General features: G+C 67.1%; 14 protein-coding genes and 1 pseudogene. 8 read left to right on the top strand and 7 right to left on the bottom strand.

The window, feature by feature from the left end; all coding sequences use genetic code 11:
• Positions 1-127 precede the first annotated feature (127 nt).
• From BIZ42_RS19850 to BIZ42_RS01790, 7 genes and pseudogenes are all read right to left on the bottom strand, one after another.
• Positions 128-1,606, bottom strand: a pseudogene (locus BIZ42_RS19850) (TonB-dependent receptor); the annotation flags it as partial.
• Positions 1,567-2,685 (bottom strand): TonB-dependent receptor plug domain-containing protein, encoded by a 1,119-nt coding sequence (locus tag BIZ42_RS19845; RefSeq protein ID WP_070425370.1) that lies wholly within the window; start codon positions 2,683-2,685, stop codon positions 1,567-1,569. The gene BIZ42_RS19845 and the pseudogene BIZ42_RS19850, both read right to left, overlap by 40 nt.
• A 137-nt stretch (positions 2,686-2,822) precedes the next feature.
• The gene (locus tag BIZ42_RS01810) at positions 2,823-3,359 is read right to left on the bottom strand and encodes a TlpA disulfide reductase family protein (RefSeq protein WP_070425369.1); all 537 of its coding nucleotides are present in this window, start codon (positions 3,357-3,359) and stop codon (positions 2,823-2,825) included.
• Positions 3,356-4,357 carry a cytochrome c peroxidase gene (locus tag BIZ42_RS01805; RefSeq protein WP_070425368.1) on the bottom strand — a complete coding sequence of 334 codons (1,002 nt, stop codon included), beginning with the start codon at positions 4,355-4,357 and terminating at the stop codon, positions 3,356-3,358. Before BIZ42_RS01805 ends, BIZ42_RS01810 begins: the two co-directional genes overlap by 4 nt.
• A 14-nt stretch (positions 4,358-4,371) precedes the next feature.
• On the bottom strand, positions 4,372-4,821 hold the full coding sequence (locus tag BIZ42_RS01800; RefSeq protein WP_172838024.1) for a protein-disulfide reductase DsbD domain-containing protein: 450 nt from the start codon (positions 4,819-4,821) through the stop codon (positions 4,372-4,374).
• Complete coding sequence (locus BIZ42_RS01795; protein ID WP_019184180.1) at positions 4,818-5,399, bottom strand: YceI family protein; 582 nt, start codon at positions 5,397-5,399, stop codon at positions 4,818-4,820. The genes BIZ42_RS01800 and BIZ42_RS01795 overlap by 4 nt, the downstream gene beginning before the upstream one ends.
• 117 nt (positions 5,400-5,516) lie before the next feature.
• Positions 5,517-6,857, bottom strand: coding sequence for a TlpA disulfide reductase family protein (locus tag BIZ42_RS01790; RefSeq protein ID WP_070425367.1), 1,341 nt, complete (start codon positions 6,855-6,857; stop codon positions 5,517-5,519).
• A 311-nt stretch (positions 6,858-7,168) separates the two neighbouring features.
• Between BIZ42_RS01790 and BIZ42_RS01785 the strand changes: the two genes are divergently transcribed.
• From BIZ42_RS01785 to BIZ42_RS01750, 8 genes are all read left to right on the top strand, one after another.
• Positions 7,169-7,777 (top strand): hypothetical protein, encoded by a 609-nt coding sequence (locus BIZ42_RS01785; protein ID WP_070425366.1) that lies wholly within the window; start codon positions 7,169-7,171, stop codon positions 7,775-7,777.
• Between the two features lie 117 nt (positions 7,778-7,894).
• Entirely contained in the window at positions 7,895-8,935 is a 1,041-nt protein-coding gene (locus BIZ42_RS01780) for a hypothetical protein (protein ID WP_019184177.1), read from the top strand.
• 355 nt (positions 8,936-9,290) lie between these two features.
• Positions 9,291-10,151 (top strand): STAS domain-containing protein, encoded by an 861-nt coding sequence (locus BIZ42_RS01775; protein WP_070425365.1) that lies wholly within the window; start codon positions 9,291-9,293, stop codon positions 10,149-10,151.
• Between the two features lies 1 nt (position 10,152).
• Positions 10,153-10,524: an STAS domain-containing protein gene (locus BIZ42_RS01770; RefSeq protein ID WP_019184175.1), complete on the top strand. Its 372-nt coding sequence runs from the start codon at positions 10,153-10,155 to the stop codon at positions 10,522-10,524.
• Positions 10,521-10,922 (top strand): anti-sigma regulatory factor, encoded by a 402-nt coding sequence (locus tag BIZ42_RS01765; protein WP_019184174.1) that lies wholly within the window; start codon positions 10,521-10,523, stop codon positions 10,920-10,922. Before BIZ42_RS01770 ends, BIZ42_RS01765 begins: the two co-directional genes overlap by 4 nt.
• A complete protein-coding gene (locus BIZ42_RS01760; protein WP_070425364.1) occupies positions 10,913-11,929 on the top strand; it encodes an ATP-binding protein in 1,017 nt (338 codons plus the stop codon). The genes BIZ42_RS01765 and BIZ42_RS01760 overlap by 10 nt, the downstream gene beginning before the upstream one ends.
• A complete protein-coding gene (locus BIZ42_RS01755; protein WP_019184172.1) occupies positions 11,926-12,786 on the top strand; it encodes an ATP-binding protein in 861 nt (286 codons plus the stop codon). The genes BIZ42_RS01760 and BIZ42_RS01755 overlap by 4 nt, the downstream gene beginning before the upstream one ends.
• Complete coding sequence (locus tag BIZ42_RS01750; protein WP_070425363.1) at positions 12,773-14,713, top strand: response regulator; 1,941 nt, start codon at positions 12,773-12,775, stop codon at positions 14,711-14,713. Before BIZ42_RS01755 ends, BIZ42_RS01750 begins: the two co-directional genes overlap by 14 nt.
• Positions 14,714-14,722: the final 9 nt, after the last annotated feature.

Below are 14,722 nucleotides of genomic sequence, written 5' to 3'. Positions count from 1 at the left end.
GCTGCGCCTGGTTGTCAGGAGCACACACCGTCACCTGCGACGCGGCGTGCCACAGTTCCCTTATTTTTGCATAGGCGGGCGCCCGGATCTGTGAGGATGCGACGGTGTTCCTTGCGCTGCGCGCGGATCAGTCCCAGCGGTAACGGAGGGTGGCTGACCACAGCCCCCCCGAGCCATCGACCGGTCCGCCGTTGGCATACCGGTAGTATTCGTTCGCGGCAAGCAGCGGCTCGGGCAGTCTGGTGACTTTGCGGTCGAACACGTTGTTGGCGTTCAGCGCCACGTCCCAGCCGCCGGGCAGGGTGGCCCCCAGCTGCAGATCGGTGATCCAGAGCCCGCCGATGTCATAGGCGATCTCGGCCTGGCCGGCATACGGCCCACTGCTGGCGACCGTGGTTGGCGAACCATAGCGTTGGATGTCGCCATAGCGGCTCTGGCGCAGGCCGACCCGGTAGCGGCCCAGGCTCCAGTCCAGGCCCAGCACCTGCCGGGACTTGGGCGCCTTGTAGAGCAGCTCGTTCTGCGATCCGGTGCTGAACACCGGCACATTGAAGGCGGCGAGCACGGCGGGGGTGGGGGCCAGGCCGGTGATCCTGGCGCGGTTATGGCTGCTGGCCAGCGTCCAGCGCAGGGTGCCGCCGCGGCCCAGATCGACGCGACCTTCGAGCGTGGCCTCCACGCCATCGGTGCGGGTATCGGCGGCATTGATGAAGTAGCGCACCCCATCCTGTGCGCCGAGTCCCACCGAGGTGACCAGCACACCGGAGCCGGGATACAGCCCCTCGCGGAAGGTGGTGGACAGGGCGATCCGGTCATCCACATCGATGCGGTAGGCATCCACCGTCAGCGATGCGCCCTGCCATGGCTCGGCCACGATGCCCAGGCTGAGGCTTCGCGAGGTTTCCGGGCGCAGCGGCTGCGCGCCCAGTGCAATGGCCTGCGGCGAACCGGCCTGCAGGATGTGGTCGGTGTAGAAATTGCCGTTGGAGGTGTTGCGATAGGCCTGCGCGGCCAGTGACGGCGCCTGGAAACCGTTGCTGATCGTGCCGCGCAGGGCGAGCCGGGGATGCAGCGCGAAACGGGTGGACAGGCGGCCGGTGGTTTCGCTGCCGAAATCCGAGTAACGCTCATGCCGGCCGGCCAGGTCCACGCGCCAGCGCGCGCCCAGGTCGGCCGCGACGCCGAGGTACAGCGCACCGCTGTTGCGGCTGACATCGACTGCGTCCTCGGGCCGGTAGCCGGGCAGCGCCTGCGAGCCGCCCAGGCCGATCCCCAGCACCGTGCCCGCGTAGGGGCCGTCGAGCACCCGCTGCCCGCCATGGGTGTAGGACTGCACGTCGCCCGCGCCGATCCGGTAGCGCTCGTCGCGATACTCCGCCCCTGCACTGAGTTCCAGTGGCGCGGCCAGCCACGCCGTCTGCAGCTGGCGGCGCAGATCCAGGTTATGGGTCCAGGCGCTGTAGCGCAGGTCGCCGATGTAGAAATCGGTCTGGCTATCCAGGCCGTAGGTGGGGTTGATGCTGTTGTGCAGGTTGATATCCATCGCATCGCGCCCGTAGCCGCTGCTCAGGTCCCAGTCCCACTCGCCGAACTGGCCGCGTACCCCAGCGTGAGCGCGCCGTCGTTCTCGTCGATGTGCTCGGTCGGTGCGAAGCCATCCGGATCGATCGCGCGTACTACCTCATTGCGCAGCGGTTGGCGGAAGTTCTGCGGTGCCCAGGCATCACGCTGGGCCAGGGTCAGCAGCCCGTAGGCCTCTACCGTGGCAGCCAGTGGGATGCTGGCATTGGCCGTGGCGGTCTTCGTGCGGAACGCGCGGATGCCCCGGTTGCGCCAGGCATTGTTGTCGCGCGTGGCCTCGCGCGGATCCGGCGTCGCGCCGGGTGGCAGCGTCGGGTTGCTGGCCTGGTTGCCGCCGGGGCGGATCGCATTGCCGGCCGCGTTGCGCGGAAAGTAGTACAGGAATGTATCGCGTGCGGGGCTGGTGTAGTTGGTGGCTTCCTGGTCGTCCAGCTGCGCCGCCAGGTGCAGATAGCCGCCGTCGCCCAGGCCGAACCCGGCATCGGCCTGCACCACGCGCGCGCGGCCATCGCCGGCGAAGTAGGTGCCATCGCGGTAGGAGACGTTGCCGCCGCGGGCAGCCTTTTGGGTGACGATGTTGATGACCCCGGCGATGGCGTCCGAACCGTAGATCGCCGAGGCGCCATCGCGCAGCACTTCGATGCGTTCGATCGCACCGGTGGGGATCAGGGCGAGATCGGCGGGCGCGGCGCCACCGAAGCCACCCGCGCCCAGCAACGCGGTGGCGTGGCGGCGCTTGCCGTCCACCAGTACCAGCACGTGGCTGGCATTGAGGCCGCGCAGCTGCCCGGCACGCACCATGCTGTTCAGATCCCCGGTCTCCAGCGGCAGGTTGAAGCTGGGCACGGTGGTGTTGAGCACATCCAGCAGGCTGGTTGCGTTGGCGGCGCGGATGTCCTCGGCGGACAGGACATCGATCGGCGCCGCGCTTTCGCGCACGGTGCGGCCCTGTGCACGGGTGCCGGTCACGGTGACCGTATCCAGGGTGGCGGTGCTCACGCTGGTGGCGACCTCCACCTCGGCTGCGCCGTATGCGGCGAGGGGCAGGGACAACGCGGACAGGACGGCGAGAACCAACGGCAGGCGATGGTGCGTGGACAGCATGGAAGATCCCCAGGAGAAGGAGGGCCGATGCACAGCGGCATGCGGCGGGCAGGCGAGGGCGGATGGACCGGATCAGCCGGTGGCTGGCGTACCCGTGCAACAGCACTCGGCAGCGGCGGCGGCACGCCCGGTGCCGGTCATGGCGCACCGCCGGCGGCGGCAGCCCAGCGGGCGAGGTCGGCAGGATGCAGCGGGCCGTTGTGGACCTGCAGCACGGTGCCGTGCGCATCGATCAGCACCGAAAACGGCAGTGTGCCGATGCGGTTGCCGAACGCGGCGGCGGTGCCGGGCGGCCCGTCGCCCTCCACCAGTTGCGGGTAGGTGAGGCGCAGCTGGTCGCGCAGGGCCTTGGCCGATTCCACATCATCGAGCGCGACACCAACCACGTGCACGCCGTTCGGCCGCGAGGTCTGCGCCTGCGAGAAATCCTGCAGGTCGGGCAGTTCCTTCAGGCACGGGCCGCACCAGCTGGCCCAGTAGTTGAGCAGCACCGGGCGGCCGCGCCATTGCGCCAGCGACGCCGGGGCGCCGTCGAGATCGGTCCAGTGCAGGACCGGTGCCGCCTGGCCGGCAGGCGCGGCCGTGGTGGGCGGGGCGGCGAACGATGCCATGGGCAGCGCGATCATCAGCACGGTAGCCAGCAGCGCCAGGCGGCGCAACGCGGAAGAGGTCATGGAGGTGAGGCCGTCGAAGAGGTCGCGCGCGACGCGAAGCGGTCGTCGGTGAGGGTGTGCAGGAACTGCTCGATGTCGTCGATCTCCGCCTCGGTCAGGTGCAGCGGATCGCGCAGCTGCGCGTCCCGGCCGATCGAATCGGGGATGACCTTGCCGGGGTCGTCGTAATACACGATCACTTCGCGCAGGCTCTTGAACATCCCGTTGTGCATGTAGGGCGCGGTCAGCGCGACATTACGCAGGCCCGGCACTTTGAATTCGCCTTTCTGCGCCGGATCGCCGGTGATCCCGCCGCGGCCTTCGTCGTTGAACTCGCGGCCGTTGTAGATGCCGATGTTCTTGAAGCGGTCCGAGGTGAAGTCCTCCCCGGCGTGGCAGCTCACGCACTGGGCCTTGGTGATGAACAGCAGGCGGCCGCGCTTGGCCGCGTCGCTGATCGCATCCTCCTGGCCCAGCGCGTAGCGGTCGTACGGGCTGTCCACGGTGTTGAGGGTCTTCTGGTAGGCGGCCAGGGCGCGGCCCAGCGTGCGCGCGCTGGGAGCGGCGCTGTAGGCATCCTGGAAGCGTGCCACCCACGCAGGATCGGCACGCAGCCGCGCCACCGCGTCATCCACCGGCAGGTCCATTTCCAGCGGGTTGGCGATCGGCGCGAGCGCCTGTTCCTCCAGGGTCTCGCTGCGGCCATCCCAGAAGAACCGGGTGCGCCCGGCACTGTTCATCACGCTGGGCGTGTTGCGGGTGCCCAGGCGACCTTCCACGCCCAGGCTGAGCGCGCGGTCATCGGCGAAGGCGCGGGCCGGCTGATGGCAGCTGGCGCACGACACCGTGCGGTCACGCGACAGGATGGGATCGAAAAAGAGCTGTCGGCCCAGCTGGGCGCGCGGGTTGTCGGACAGATTGCCGTCGTAGGTCGGCGCATCGGCGGACAGCACCGGCGCCAGGAACGCGCCGCCGGCCAGTGCCGCAAGCAGGGAGAGGGACAGGGCAGGGCGTGGCATGGCGGGCGCCGCGCTCAACGCGCGACGATCTCCTGCTGGACCAGCTCGCACAGGCCGCTCTCTTCGAAGCAGACCTGCGCGCGCAGGGTGCCGTTTACCGGCGTGCCGCCCGCCGCCACGGGCAGGCGCAGCTGCCCTTGTTCGCTGAAATAGGTGTAGCGGTAGTCACCGGCGAAACTGCGGCCGTGGCCTTCGCGGGCATCGACCGAGCGCAGCGGGCCCTGCGTCTGCGCCCCGTCCGCCAGGACCACCCGTGCCGCGCGCGGGCCGATCTGCGGTTGCTCGAAGTCCGAGGCGTACAGGATCCAGCCCGGTTCGATGCGGGCATCGATGACCAGCTCACGGGACCCGTCGGGCGCGGCCTCCAGCCGCGGCTGGAGGGCGACCTTCGGCGTATCGGCGGCGATCGCGTTGCCACCGCTCAGCAGCAACGCAATGCCCAGCGGAAGGATGCCGTACCTCACTCCTTGCCCCCTTGCGCCTCGGTGGTGATGCGCAGTTGCACCTCGTCGGCGATGTTGGGCAGGAACGCATCCAGCCCGAATTCGCTGCGGCGGATCACGCCCGTAGCGTTGAAGCCGATGGTCGGCACCTTGCGGCTGGGATGCTCGCCCACCTTGTTGAGGGTGGCGTCGAGCACGACCGGGCGGGTGACGCCATGCAGGGTCAGCTCGCCGGTGATCTTCAGGCGGCCGGCGCCCTGGGACACGACCGAGGTGCTGCGGAAGGCAGCCTGCGGGAACCTGGCGACATCGAAGAGTTTGTCGCTCTTCACGATCTCGTCGAGTTTCGGCACGTGGGTGGCCAGCTCGGCCAACGGCAGCTCGACCTGTACCTGCGAGGCGGCGGGCCTGGCGGCGTCGTAGACCAGCGTGCCGCTGCTGATCGCGGCGCGGCCGGTCGGGAACGAAAAGCCGTTGTGGTTCCAGGTGAACAGCACATCGGTATGGGTCGGGTCGAGCTGGTAGGTCACCGGCGCGGCGATTGCCACGGCAGGTGCGGTGGCAGCGGTGAGCAGGGTCAACAGCACGGTGGTGCGCATGGGGCAGGTCTCTTTGTCGTGGCGCGCAGCCGCCCGCGGCATCGCGGGGAGGCCGTGCGGGCGTGCAGCGCAGGAGGGAGGGCCGCGGCGGGCGGGCAGGCCGGCCGCCGCGGAGGGTTACGGGGCGACGGCCAGTGCCGGCGTCGTGGTCGCGGTCGCGGCGCTTGCCGCATACGGATCGGGCTCGGCAATCAGCCCATCGAGCAGGCTGTTGAAGCGGGCCACATAATCCTGGTGATACTCCCCGGTCACGGTGCCGGTGTAGCCGGTGTAGATCTCGCGGACCTTGCCGTCACGGCCGATGATGATCGTGGTCGGGAAGGCGGCCATGTAATTGAGGCCCTTGAGTTTCTCGGTAGCGACTTTCTTGTCGGCGATGCCGCCGAACACGATGTCGTAGCGGATGTCGAAGTAATCCTTGAACGTGGTCAGGGTCTTCTTGAAGTAATCGAAGTTGTCTTCCTGCTCGAAGGCGACCGCCACCGCCTCCACGCCACGGTGCTGGTTCTGCTTGAACCACGGGGCCAGGAAATAGGTCTGGTCGGTGCAGTTCGGGCACCAGGTGCCGATCACTTCAACGATGACCACCTTGCCGCGGTATTTGTCGTCGCGCAGCGAGACCTGCTTGCCCTGCAGGTCGGGGAAGCTGAAATCGATGCGTTCCTGGCCATCCTTGAGGAAGGTGAGCTTGTACGGATCCGGCAGCTCCACCTTGTCGCTCTTCTCGGCCTCGAACTTCACCACGTTGTAGATGCCGCTGCCGAACGCGCCCTGGATGTTGCCGTCTTCATCGATCGTGCCGCGGATCAGCAGCGGGCTGGGCCCACTGAAGCCGGACAGGTAGAAACGGTTGCCCTGCACGGTGCCTTCCAGCTCGCGGGTATCACCCACCACGGTCATGAACACGCCGGAGAGGCGATTCCCTTCCTGTTTGAGCAGGGCGACCTGGTTGCGCTTGTCCTGGCGGGCGGCCTTGTCGATGGTCTGCACGGCCCACTTGCCGCTGAGGTCCGCCGCCGGTGCCTCGTCCTGGCCGGGCTTGACGAAGCGCCATGCCGCGCCCTGTTCGGCGGTGAAGGCAAGGTTGCGCGCCCCGTTGCGGCTGGGCACCAGGTCCTTGTACTGGCCGACCAGGTGCTTGCCATCCTCGGAGACCTTGCCTTCGAGCACCGCATCGTAGGTGTTCATCCGCACCGAGAAGGTCCCGTCATCGCGCGGGGTGACCTTGAATCTGTCGGTGCGGCTGCCGTTGAGCAGGGTGAAGGTCGCGTCCTGCGCACGCTTTCCCTTTACTTCGAAGTTGAACGGAATGGGATCGCCATCGATATTGAATTCGCCGCGCCACACCCCTTCGGCAGGAAATGGGGCGGTGGCTGCGGCCGCTGCAGGCAGGCCCAAGGACAGGCTTGAGGCGAGGAACAGGGCCGCGACGACGCGACCGGATAATGCCAGTGTCATGAGAGTGCTTCCAGATAATCCCCTTGGACGCGCCAAGTCGCCGGCGATGCAGCCCCCGTTCCACTGCATCCGCTGAAAGGCCATCCCTGGCCGGTCACGTGCCATCCGTGGCGTGACTGGATTATTGCCACGTGAATGTCGTAAAAGTTCATCGTGGCTTGGAACGCATGTTCATCAGCATATTCACCGGCGCGACGATGGCAGGCTGATAACCGTTTTGACATCAGCGCATTTGCCGCCGTGGCCGGCATCGAAGACCATGGTGGCCCGAGGCGCCCGGCCCCGCGCCGATACTGAGGAGGGAACCCATCGTGAAGCCAAGGGAAGGTATCCAGGTCTCGGTTTATACCCGCTGGCACCAGCTGGCCGTCCCACTCGCATTTCTGTTGGCTGCGGGCAGTTTCATGTTCATCGTGCTCAATCGCGGTCCGGTGGGTATCGCCATCGTGGTGGCACTGCTGTGCCTGGTGCTGCCGCCGTTGTTGGCCTTCCAGGGCTTCCCGACGCGCAATGAAGTGATGGTCATGGCCGATGGCCTGATGTTTTCGCGACGCGACGCAGTGCCCTTCGATCAGTTGTCCAGCTGGGGCACCGATGACTATCTGAAACTGGTGCGGCCGGGCCGGGCGACACTGATGGTGAGTGCAGCCGATCTGCAGAGCCGTGACCGCCTGCTGCGCGAATTCGAACGCGCCGTGGAGGCTTGGCAACGCAGGCAGCCTGCGCTCAGCGAGCCGATCCGGCGTACTCACTTCTATGGCTCGGCGCGTGCGGCGTCCATCGGCGCGGTGATCATCGGGCTGGGCGCGCTGTGCATCGTCATGGCATTGCGGTTGCGTGAGCCGTCCATCGAGCTGGCGGTTGTCGGCGCGCTGGGTGGGCTGGTCGGCGTGATCATGCTGCTTGGCCGGCGGGTGTGAGTCTGGTGCGGCCGTCCACACGGTCTTGTTTTCAGCGTCTCGCGTATTTCACGACCTGAAGCGCAGCCTGCCGATGCGAGCTGCATCCGCAGCGCATGAAAAGGAGTGCCATCCGCTATGAATACCCGAGGCGATTACGCCCACCCCGAGCCCGTCGCTGCCGCGACCGTGGCCGTGGTCACCCCACCGCCGGTGGTGGATCTTCCGCGCGAGAGCGCCGTGTCATGGGGCGCGATCCTGGCCGGTGCCATCGCCGCAGCCGCGCTTTCGTTGATCCTGGTGATTCTCGGCGTGGGCCTGGGCCTGTCATCGGTCTCGCCGTGGTCATTTGAAGGCGTGACTGCCGAGACCTTCGGCTGGTCCAGCATTGCCTGGTTGACCTTCACCGCCATCGCAGCCTCCGGCCTGGGTGGCTATCTGGCCGGTCGCCTGCGCACGAAGTGGAGCAACCTGCACGGCGATGAGACCTACTTCCGCGACACCGCACATGGTTTCGTGTCGTGGGCGGTGGCTACCCTGCTGACCGCCGCACTGCTGACCTCCGCGATCGGCGGCATTCTCGGCGCTGGCGCCAAGGTGGCCGGTGCCACCGCAGGTGCGGCGGCGTCCACTGCCGGCGGTATTGCCGCAGCGGGCGCAGGCTCGGCCGCGATGGGCAACGAAGAGGGTGACGTGCAGTACTGGGTGGATTCGCTGTTCCGTGCCAACCCGACCGCAGCGCAGCCCGCGCCGCCGGTCGGTCCGGCCGATGCAGCCGCACCCCCGGCACCGCCGGTCAACGGCGCACCGCCGCCGCCGCGCCCGATGCCGGGTGCCGACCGTCGTGCGGACAGCCGTGAGGTGCGTACCGAGGTCAATCGCATCATCGTCAACAGCCTCAAGTCCGACACCATGGACCCGGCCGATACCCAGTACCTGGGCCAGCTGGTGGCGGCACAGACCGGGATGAGCCAGGCCGAAGCACAGGCCCGCGTGACCGATGTCCAGACCCGCCTGCGCGCTGCGCTGGACAACGCCAAGCAGCAGGCCAAGCAGGCGGCCGACGATGCCCGCAAGGCGACCGCCTATGCCGCGCTGTGGCTGTTCATCACGCTGCTGATCGGTGCCTTCATCGCCAGCCTGAGTGCCACCTGGGGCGGCCGTCGCCGCGACCTGTGAACCTGACCATCCCAAGGGAGGAAACACCATGAAGTACATTCTGCTGTGGATGCTCGGCATTCCGATTCCGCTGCTGCTGCTGTTCGCGCTGCTGCGCTGACCGTTCCACCATCAGGCCGCCTTCGGGCGGCCTGATGCGTTGTGGCGGCCCGGCCTGGAAACGGGCCAGGCGAACAGCCCAGGTCCGGTCTTTCTGAATGAGTCAGGGAGGTGCAAACAACCTTCACGCCATCAGCATCTGCCGTCATGCCCAATCTTCCTGAATTCATTTAAGCTTGGACGATTGCGACCCCCATTCATATCACTGATGGGTCGCCCGTCCACCCTGTGTTTCCCTTCTTTCAGGACCTTTTCCATGGCGGCTTTGCAGCAGCGCACGATCGATCTCATTCGCAGCCATCAAGAGCCCCTGCTGGCCGCATGGGCCGGCAATCTGGCCGGTTCCAGCCAGGCCCAGGACGGCCGCCTGTCCTCCCGCGAGCTGGACCAGCAGGTCCGCGAGTTCTGGCGTCTGTTCCTGGAGGCGCTGTCGGCTACGGAGGTCAGTTCCATCGCACGGGTCGAGTGGCAGGACATCCGCCGCTTCCTGGAGGAACTTTCCCGCGAGCGCGTGCTGAAGGGCTTCAACTCGTCGGAGACCGCCAGCTTCATTTTTTCGCTGAAGCGACCGCTGTTCGAGGTGATCCAGCAGGGCTACGCGAATGATCCGGCGCAGCTGGGCGACCAGTTGTGGGCGGTCTCCGAGCTGATCGACCAGTTGGGACTGCACACGGTCAGCGTGTTCCAGAAGACGCGCGAGGACGTGATCCAGCGCCAGCAGGAAGAGATGCTGGAGCTGTCCACGCCGGTGGTGAAGCTGTGGGAAGGCGTCCTCGCGCTGCCGATGATCGGCACGCTGGATTCGCAGCGCACCCAGGTGGTGATGGAATCGCTGCTGCAGCGCATTGTGGATACCGGTTCTGAAATCGCGATCATCGATATCACCGGCGTGCCCACCGTGGACACGCTGGTCGCACAGCATCTGCTGAAGACCGTGACCGCCATCCGCCTGATGGGTGCCGATGCGATCATCAGTGGCGTGCGGCCGCAGATCGCCCAGACCATCGTGCACCTCGGGCTGGACCTGCAGGGCATCGTCACCAAGGCCAACCTCGCCGACGCACTGGCGCTGGCGCTCAAGCGCACCGGCCAGACCGTGACCCGGACCGCCCGCTGAGATGGAACGCATCCCGATCCTGCAGATGGGCGATCTGCTGCTGGTGACCATCCAGGTGGACATGCACGATCAGCTCGCGCTGACCCTGCAGGATGACCTCACCGAGAAGATCCGCAGCACCTCCGCGCGCGGCGTGCTGATCGATATTTCCGCGCTGGATATCGTCGATTCGTTCATCGGCCGCATGATCGCGACCATTTCGTCGCTGGCCCGGATCATGGATGCCACCACGGTGGTCGTGGGCATGCAGCCGGCCGTAGCGATCACGCTGGTGGAGCTCGGCCTCACCCTCAGCGGCGTGCGCACCGCACTCAACGTGGAGCGCGGCATGAAGCTGCTGCAGCGCACCGACGAAGACGAAGCGGCCTCATGAGTGCCAACAGTGGTTCGCTGCCGATCCGCATCGAGCAGGATGTGGTGCTGGCCCGCCAGGCCGCGCGCCAGGTGTGCGTGGCCTGCAAGCTGCGCCTGATCGACCAGACCAAGCTGGTTACTGCCGCCAGTGAGCTGGCCCGAAACGCCGTGATCTACGGTGGCGGCGGGACGATGGACTGGGACGTGGTCGAGAAGGGGCTGCGCAAGGGCGTGCGGCTGGTCTTCGCCGACAACGGGCCGGGCATCCCGGATGTCGCGCAGGCGCTGACCGATGGCTGGTCGTCCGGCTCGGGCATGGGCCTGGGGCTGTCCGGCTCACGCCGGCTGGTGGATGAATTCGAGCTGGAGAGTGCGCCGGGGCAGGGCACCCGCATCACGATCACCAAATGGAGCTGAACTTCGCAGGCCAGGTAACGCGGGTCGTGGTGGTCGAAGAAACCTCACAGGTCGGACAGGCGCGACGCGAAGCGCTGGCACTGGCCGATCATGTCGGCCTGGATGAAATGGACGCCGGCCGCGCGGCGCTGGTGGCGACCGAAATGGCGACCAACGTGCTCAAACATGGGCGCGGTGGCCGCATGTACCTGTCCGTGGTCTGCGGCCGCGGCGGCAACGGGGTGGAGCTGTGCACCGTGGACGCCGGCCCGGGCTTTTCCCTGGCCGAGTGCCTTCCGGACGGGTATTCGACCGGCGGCACCCAGGGCCTCGGGCTGGGGGCGATCCAGCGCCAGGCCAGCGTGCTCGATGCCTGGTCCGATGCCAAGGGGGCGGTGGTCGTGGCGCGGATCTACGCCAGCCGCACCCCGCGCGACATCGACGTGGCTTACGGCGCCCTGCGCCTGCCGATGCGCCACGAGCTGGCCTGCGGCGATGCATGGCATATCCGCGCAGACGCACGGACCGTGTCGCTCACGGTGATCGATGGCCTCGGCCACGGGCTTCCTGCGGCCGATGCTGCGTGGGCCGGTGTGGATGCGGTCGCGCATTCTGCCGCGGGCGGTGCACCGGCGTTGATCGGCGTGCTGCATGCCGGTATGTCCGGCACCCGGGGTGGCGCGGCAGCGGTGGCCTGCGTGGATGTGGCGACGGGCCAGGTGGAGTTCGCCGGCATCGGCAACATCGCCGCCAGCCTGTGCGAGCCCACCAGTTCGCGTGGGCTGGCCTCGCACCCGGGGATCGTCGGCGTGCAGTACCGCAAGTCACAACCATTCCATTTTCACGCGGCCACAGGCACGCTGCTGGTCATGCACAGCGATGGACTACAGGCGCGTTGGAGCCTGCGTGATTACCCCGGCCTGTTCCACCGTCATCCAGCAGTGATCGTGGCGGTGCTGCAGCGTGATTTTGATCGTGGCCGGGATGACGCCGGCATTGTTGCCCTGCGTCTTGGAGATCTGCATTGAGCGTCACCCCCAATGATGAGGAACTGCAGCGGCTGCGCCTGGAAGCCGATGCGCTGCGTGCCGAGTTGGATGAAACCAACCAGGGCGTGCTCGCGCTGTATGCCGAGCTGGACCAGCAGGCCGAGCAGCTGCGCGAGGTCTCCGAGCTGAAGAGCCGGTTCCTGTCATACATGAGTCATGAGTTCCGCACGCCGCTGGGCTCGATCCTGAGCATGACGCGGCTGCTGGAAGACGGCATGGACGGCCCGCTGACCGACGAGCAGCGCCGCCAGGTGCGCTTCATCAGCGCCTCCACCAGCGAGCTGCGCGAGATGGTGGACGACCTGTTGGACCTGGCCAAGATCGAGGCCGGGCGGATCACCATTTCACCGGCCTGGTTCGACCTGATGGACCTGTTCTCGGCCCTGCGTGGCATGTTCCGCCCGCTGGTGGAAGGCAACCAGGTGGACCTGGTGTTCGAAGATCCGCCGGTGATGCCGTTGCTGTACACCGACGACAAGAAGCTGGCGCAGATCCTGCGCAACTTCATTTCCAACGCACTGAAGTTCACGCCCAATGGGCAGGTGGTGGTGTCGACCCGGTTGGAAGGGGAGAGCGCCGTGCGCTTCAGCGTGCGCGATACCGGCATCGGCATCCCCGCCGAACTGCAGTCCACCCTGTTCGAGGATTTCGTGCAGGTGGATACACCGCTGCAGAAACGGCTGCGCGGCACCGGGCTGGGGTTGTCACTGTGCAAGCGCTTTGCCGAGCTGCTGGGTGGGCACGTCGGGGTCGAAAGTGAAATCGGCGCAGGCTCGGACTTCTATGTGGTGTTGCCGCTGACCTTGGCCACGGAGGCCGCGAATGGCGAACCCTGATCGCATCCTGGTGGTGGACGACAACGTGGCGACCCGCTATGCGGTGCGCCGGGTGCTCGAGCATCACGGGTTCCATGTCGAGGAAGCCGGTACCGGCGGGGAGGGGCTGGAGCGCCTGGCCGAGCATGATTTCGATGCGCTGGTGCTGGATGTGAACCTGCCGGACATGAGTGGCTTCGATGTGGTCCGCCAGCTGCGCGAGAACGCACGCCTGCAGCTGCTGCCGGTGGTGCACGTCTCGGCGGCTTCGATCGCGACCGGCGACATGATCACCGGCCTCAACGCGGGCGCCGATGCCTATCTGATCCATCCGGTGGACCCGGATGTGCTGCTGGCTACGTTGCGCAGCCTGCTGCGCGCCCGCCGCGCGGAGGAAGCGCTGCGCGAGACTGAAGCGCGCTTCCGCGAAATCTTCCGCCATATCAATGCGCCCATCGCGGTGCTCGATGCCGACCTCAACGCGCACGACGCCAACGACGCGTTCACCCGTCTGCTGGGCCAGCAGATCGGTCCGGGCCAACTCGATCAGCTGCTTCAGGATCAGGCCGCGCCGCTGAGTGCGTTGAAGGTCGCCCTCGCCGAGGGCGAGCGCTGGCAGGGAACCTTCAGCCTTCGCGTCGGCGGTGCGATCCGCATGACCGAGTGGCGGGTGACCCCCTATCAGGCCGCTGGCCAGGGGCTGGTGCTGATCGAAGACACGACCGAGCACCATGCGCGTGCCAACGAGCAGCGCCAGGAGCTGGAAAGCGCCACGTCCGAACTGGCCTTCCAGATCGCCGAGCGCGAGCGCACCGAGATCGAGCTGATGCAGGCGCAGAAGATGGATGCGCTCGGCCAGCTCACCGGCGGCATCGCGCATGATTTCAACAACCTGCTGACCACGATCATCTCCGGGTTGGACATGATCGAGATCGCCGCCTCCAGCGGTAAATGGGACAAGGCCTCGCGCTACGTCGAGATCGCCACCGGTTCGGCACACCGTGCCGCGGCGCTGACCCAGCGCATGCTGGCCTTCGCGCGCAAACAACCGCTGGACCCGCAGACCTTCGACGTCGTTGCGCGGGTGCGCTCGCTGGAAGACATGCTGCAGCGCTCGATCGGGGAGAACATCGAGCTTGAACTGGAGCTGGGCCCGGAGCCGTTGATCGCGGTGGCCGACCCGAACCAGTTCGAGAACGTGATCCTCAACCTGGTCATCAACGCCCGCGATGCGCTGGCCGGCCAAGGCCTGATCCGCATCCGCGCCGGGCGTGCGCAGATCGAACGTGACCACGAACTGGCCCCGGGCCACTACATCACCGTGACCGTCCTGGACAATGGCGTGGGCATTCCCACCGAGCTGCTGACCAAGGTGTTCGAGCCGTTCTTCACGACCAAGCCGCAGGGCGAGGGCACCGGGTTGGGGTTGTCGATGACCTACGGGTTCGCGCGTCAGTCCGGTGGCAGCGCACGCATCGCCAGCGAGCGTGGCGAGGGGACGGAAATCGAGCTGCTGCTGCCGGAGGGCCAGCTCCAGCCGGTCGCCCAGGCATCGGTACCGGCACAGCTGCCCCGTGGCAGCGCCGAACGCATCCTGCTGGTGGACGATACCGATTCGGTGCGGATGATGGTCCGGGAGATGCTGGTCGAAGCCGGATACCAGGTGGTCGAGGCCATCAACGCGCAGCAGGCGCTGCTGGAACTGCATTCGGACCGTGAGCTGGACCTGCTGCTGTCCGACGTCGGCCTGCCCGGCATGAACGGCCGCGAGCTTGCCGATGCGGCCCGGGCCCTGCGGCCGCACCTGCCGGTGCTGTTCGTCACCGGCTATACGGAAAGCGCCGCTGTCCGCAATGAATTCCTCGGGCAGGGGATGTCCCTGCTGCCCAAGCCGTTCAGTGTCAACGAACTGCTGCGGGGCGTGCGGCAGATGTTCAACCCGGGCTGACAGGCTTCG

This window comes from Stenotrophomonas sp. LM091 (assembly GCF_001806305.1).
Lineage (GTDB): Bacteria > Pseudomonadota > Gammaproteobacteria > Xanthomonadales > Xanthomonadaceae > Stenotrophomonas > Stenotrophomonas bentonitica_A.
Note: the sequence above shows the minus strand (reverse complement) of the source record. Positions and strands in the feature narration are given on the sequence as shown.

Excerpts from the sequence above, each read along its gene's own strand:
- BIZ42_RS01760 (WP_070425364.1), top strand. The coding sequence starts at position 10,913 with ATGGAGCTGAACTTCGCAGGCCAGGTAACGCGGGTCGTGGTGGTCGAA.
- BIZ42_RS01765 (WP_019184174.1), top strand. The coding sequence starts at position 10,521 with ATGAGTGCCAACAGTGGTTCGCTGCCGATCCGCATCGAGCAGGATGTG.
- BIZ42_RS01790 (WP_070425367.1), bottom strand. The coding sequence starts at position 6,857 with ATGACACTGGCATTATCCGGTCGCGTCGTCGCGGCCCTGTTCCTCGCC.
- BIZ42_RS01770 (WP_019184175.1), top strand. The coding sequence starts at position 10,153 with ATGGAACGCATCCCGATCCTGCAGATGGGCGATCTGCTGCTGGTGACC.
- BIZ42_RS01750 (WP_070425363.1), top strand. The coding sequence starts at position 12,773 with ATGGCGAACCCTGATCGCATCCTGGTGGTGGACGACAACGTGGCGACC.
- BIZ42_RS01775 (WP_070425365.1), top strand. The coding sequence starts at position 9,291 with ATGGCGGCTTTGCAGCAGCGCACGATCGATCTCATTCGCAGCCATCAA.
- BIZ42_RS01810 (WP_070425369.1), bottom strand. The coding sequence starts at position 3,359 with ATGACCTCTTCCGCGTTGCGCCGCCTGGCGCTGCTGGCTACCGTGCTG.
- BIZ42_RS19845 (WP_070425370.1), bottom strand. The coding sequence starts at position 2,685 with ATGCTGTCCACGCACCATCGCCTGCCGTTGGTTCTCGCCGTCCTGTCC.
- BIZ42_RS01795 (WP_019184180.1), bottom strand. The coding sequence starts at position 5,399 with ATGCGCACCACCGTGCTGTTGACCCTGCTCACCGCTGCCACCGCACCT.
- BIZ42_RS01805 (WP_070425368.1), bottom strand. The coding sequence starts at position 4,357 with ATGCCACGCCCTGCCCTGTCCCTCTCCCTGCTTGCGGCACTGGCCGGC.
- BIZ42_RS01780 (WP_019184177.1), top strand. The coding sequence starts at position 7,895 with ATGAATACCCGAGGCGATTACGCCCACCCCGAGCCCGTCGCTGCCGCG.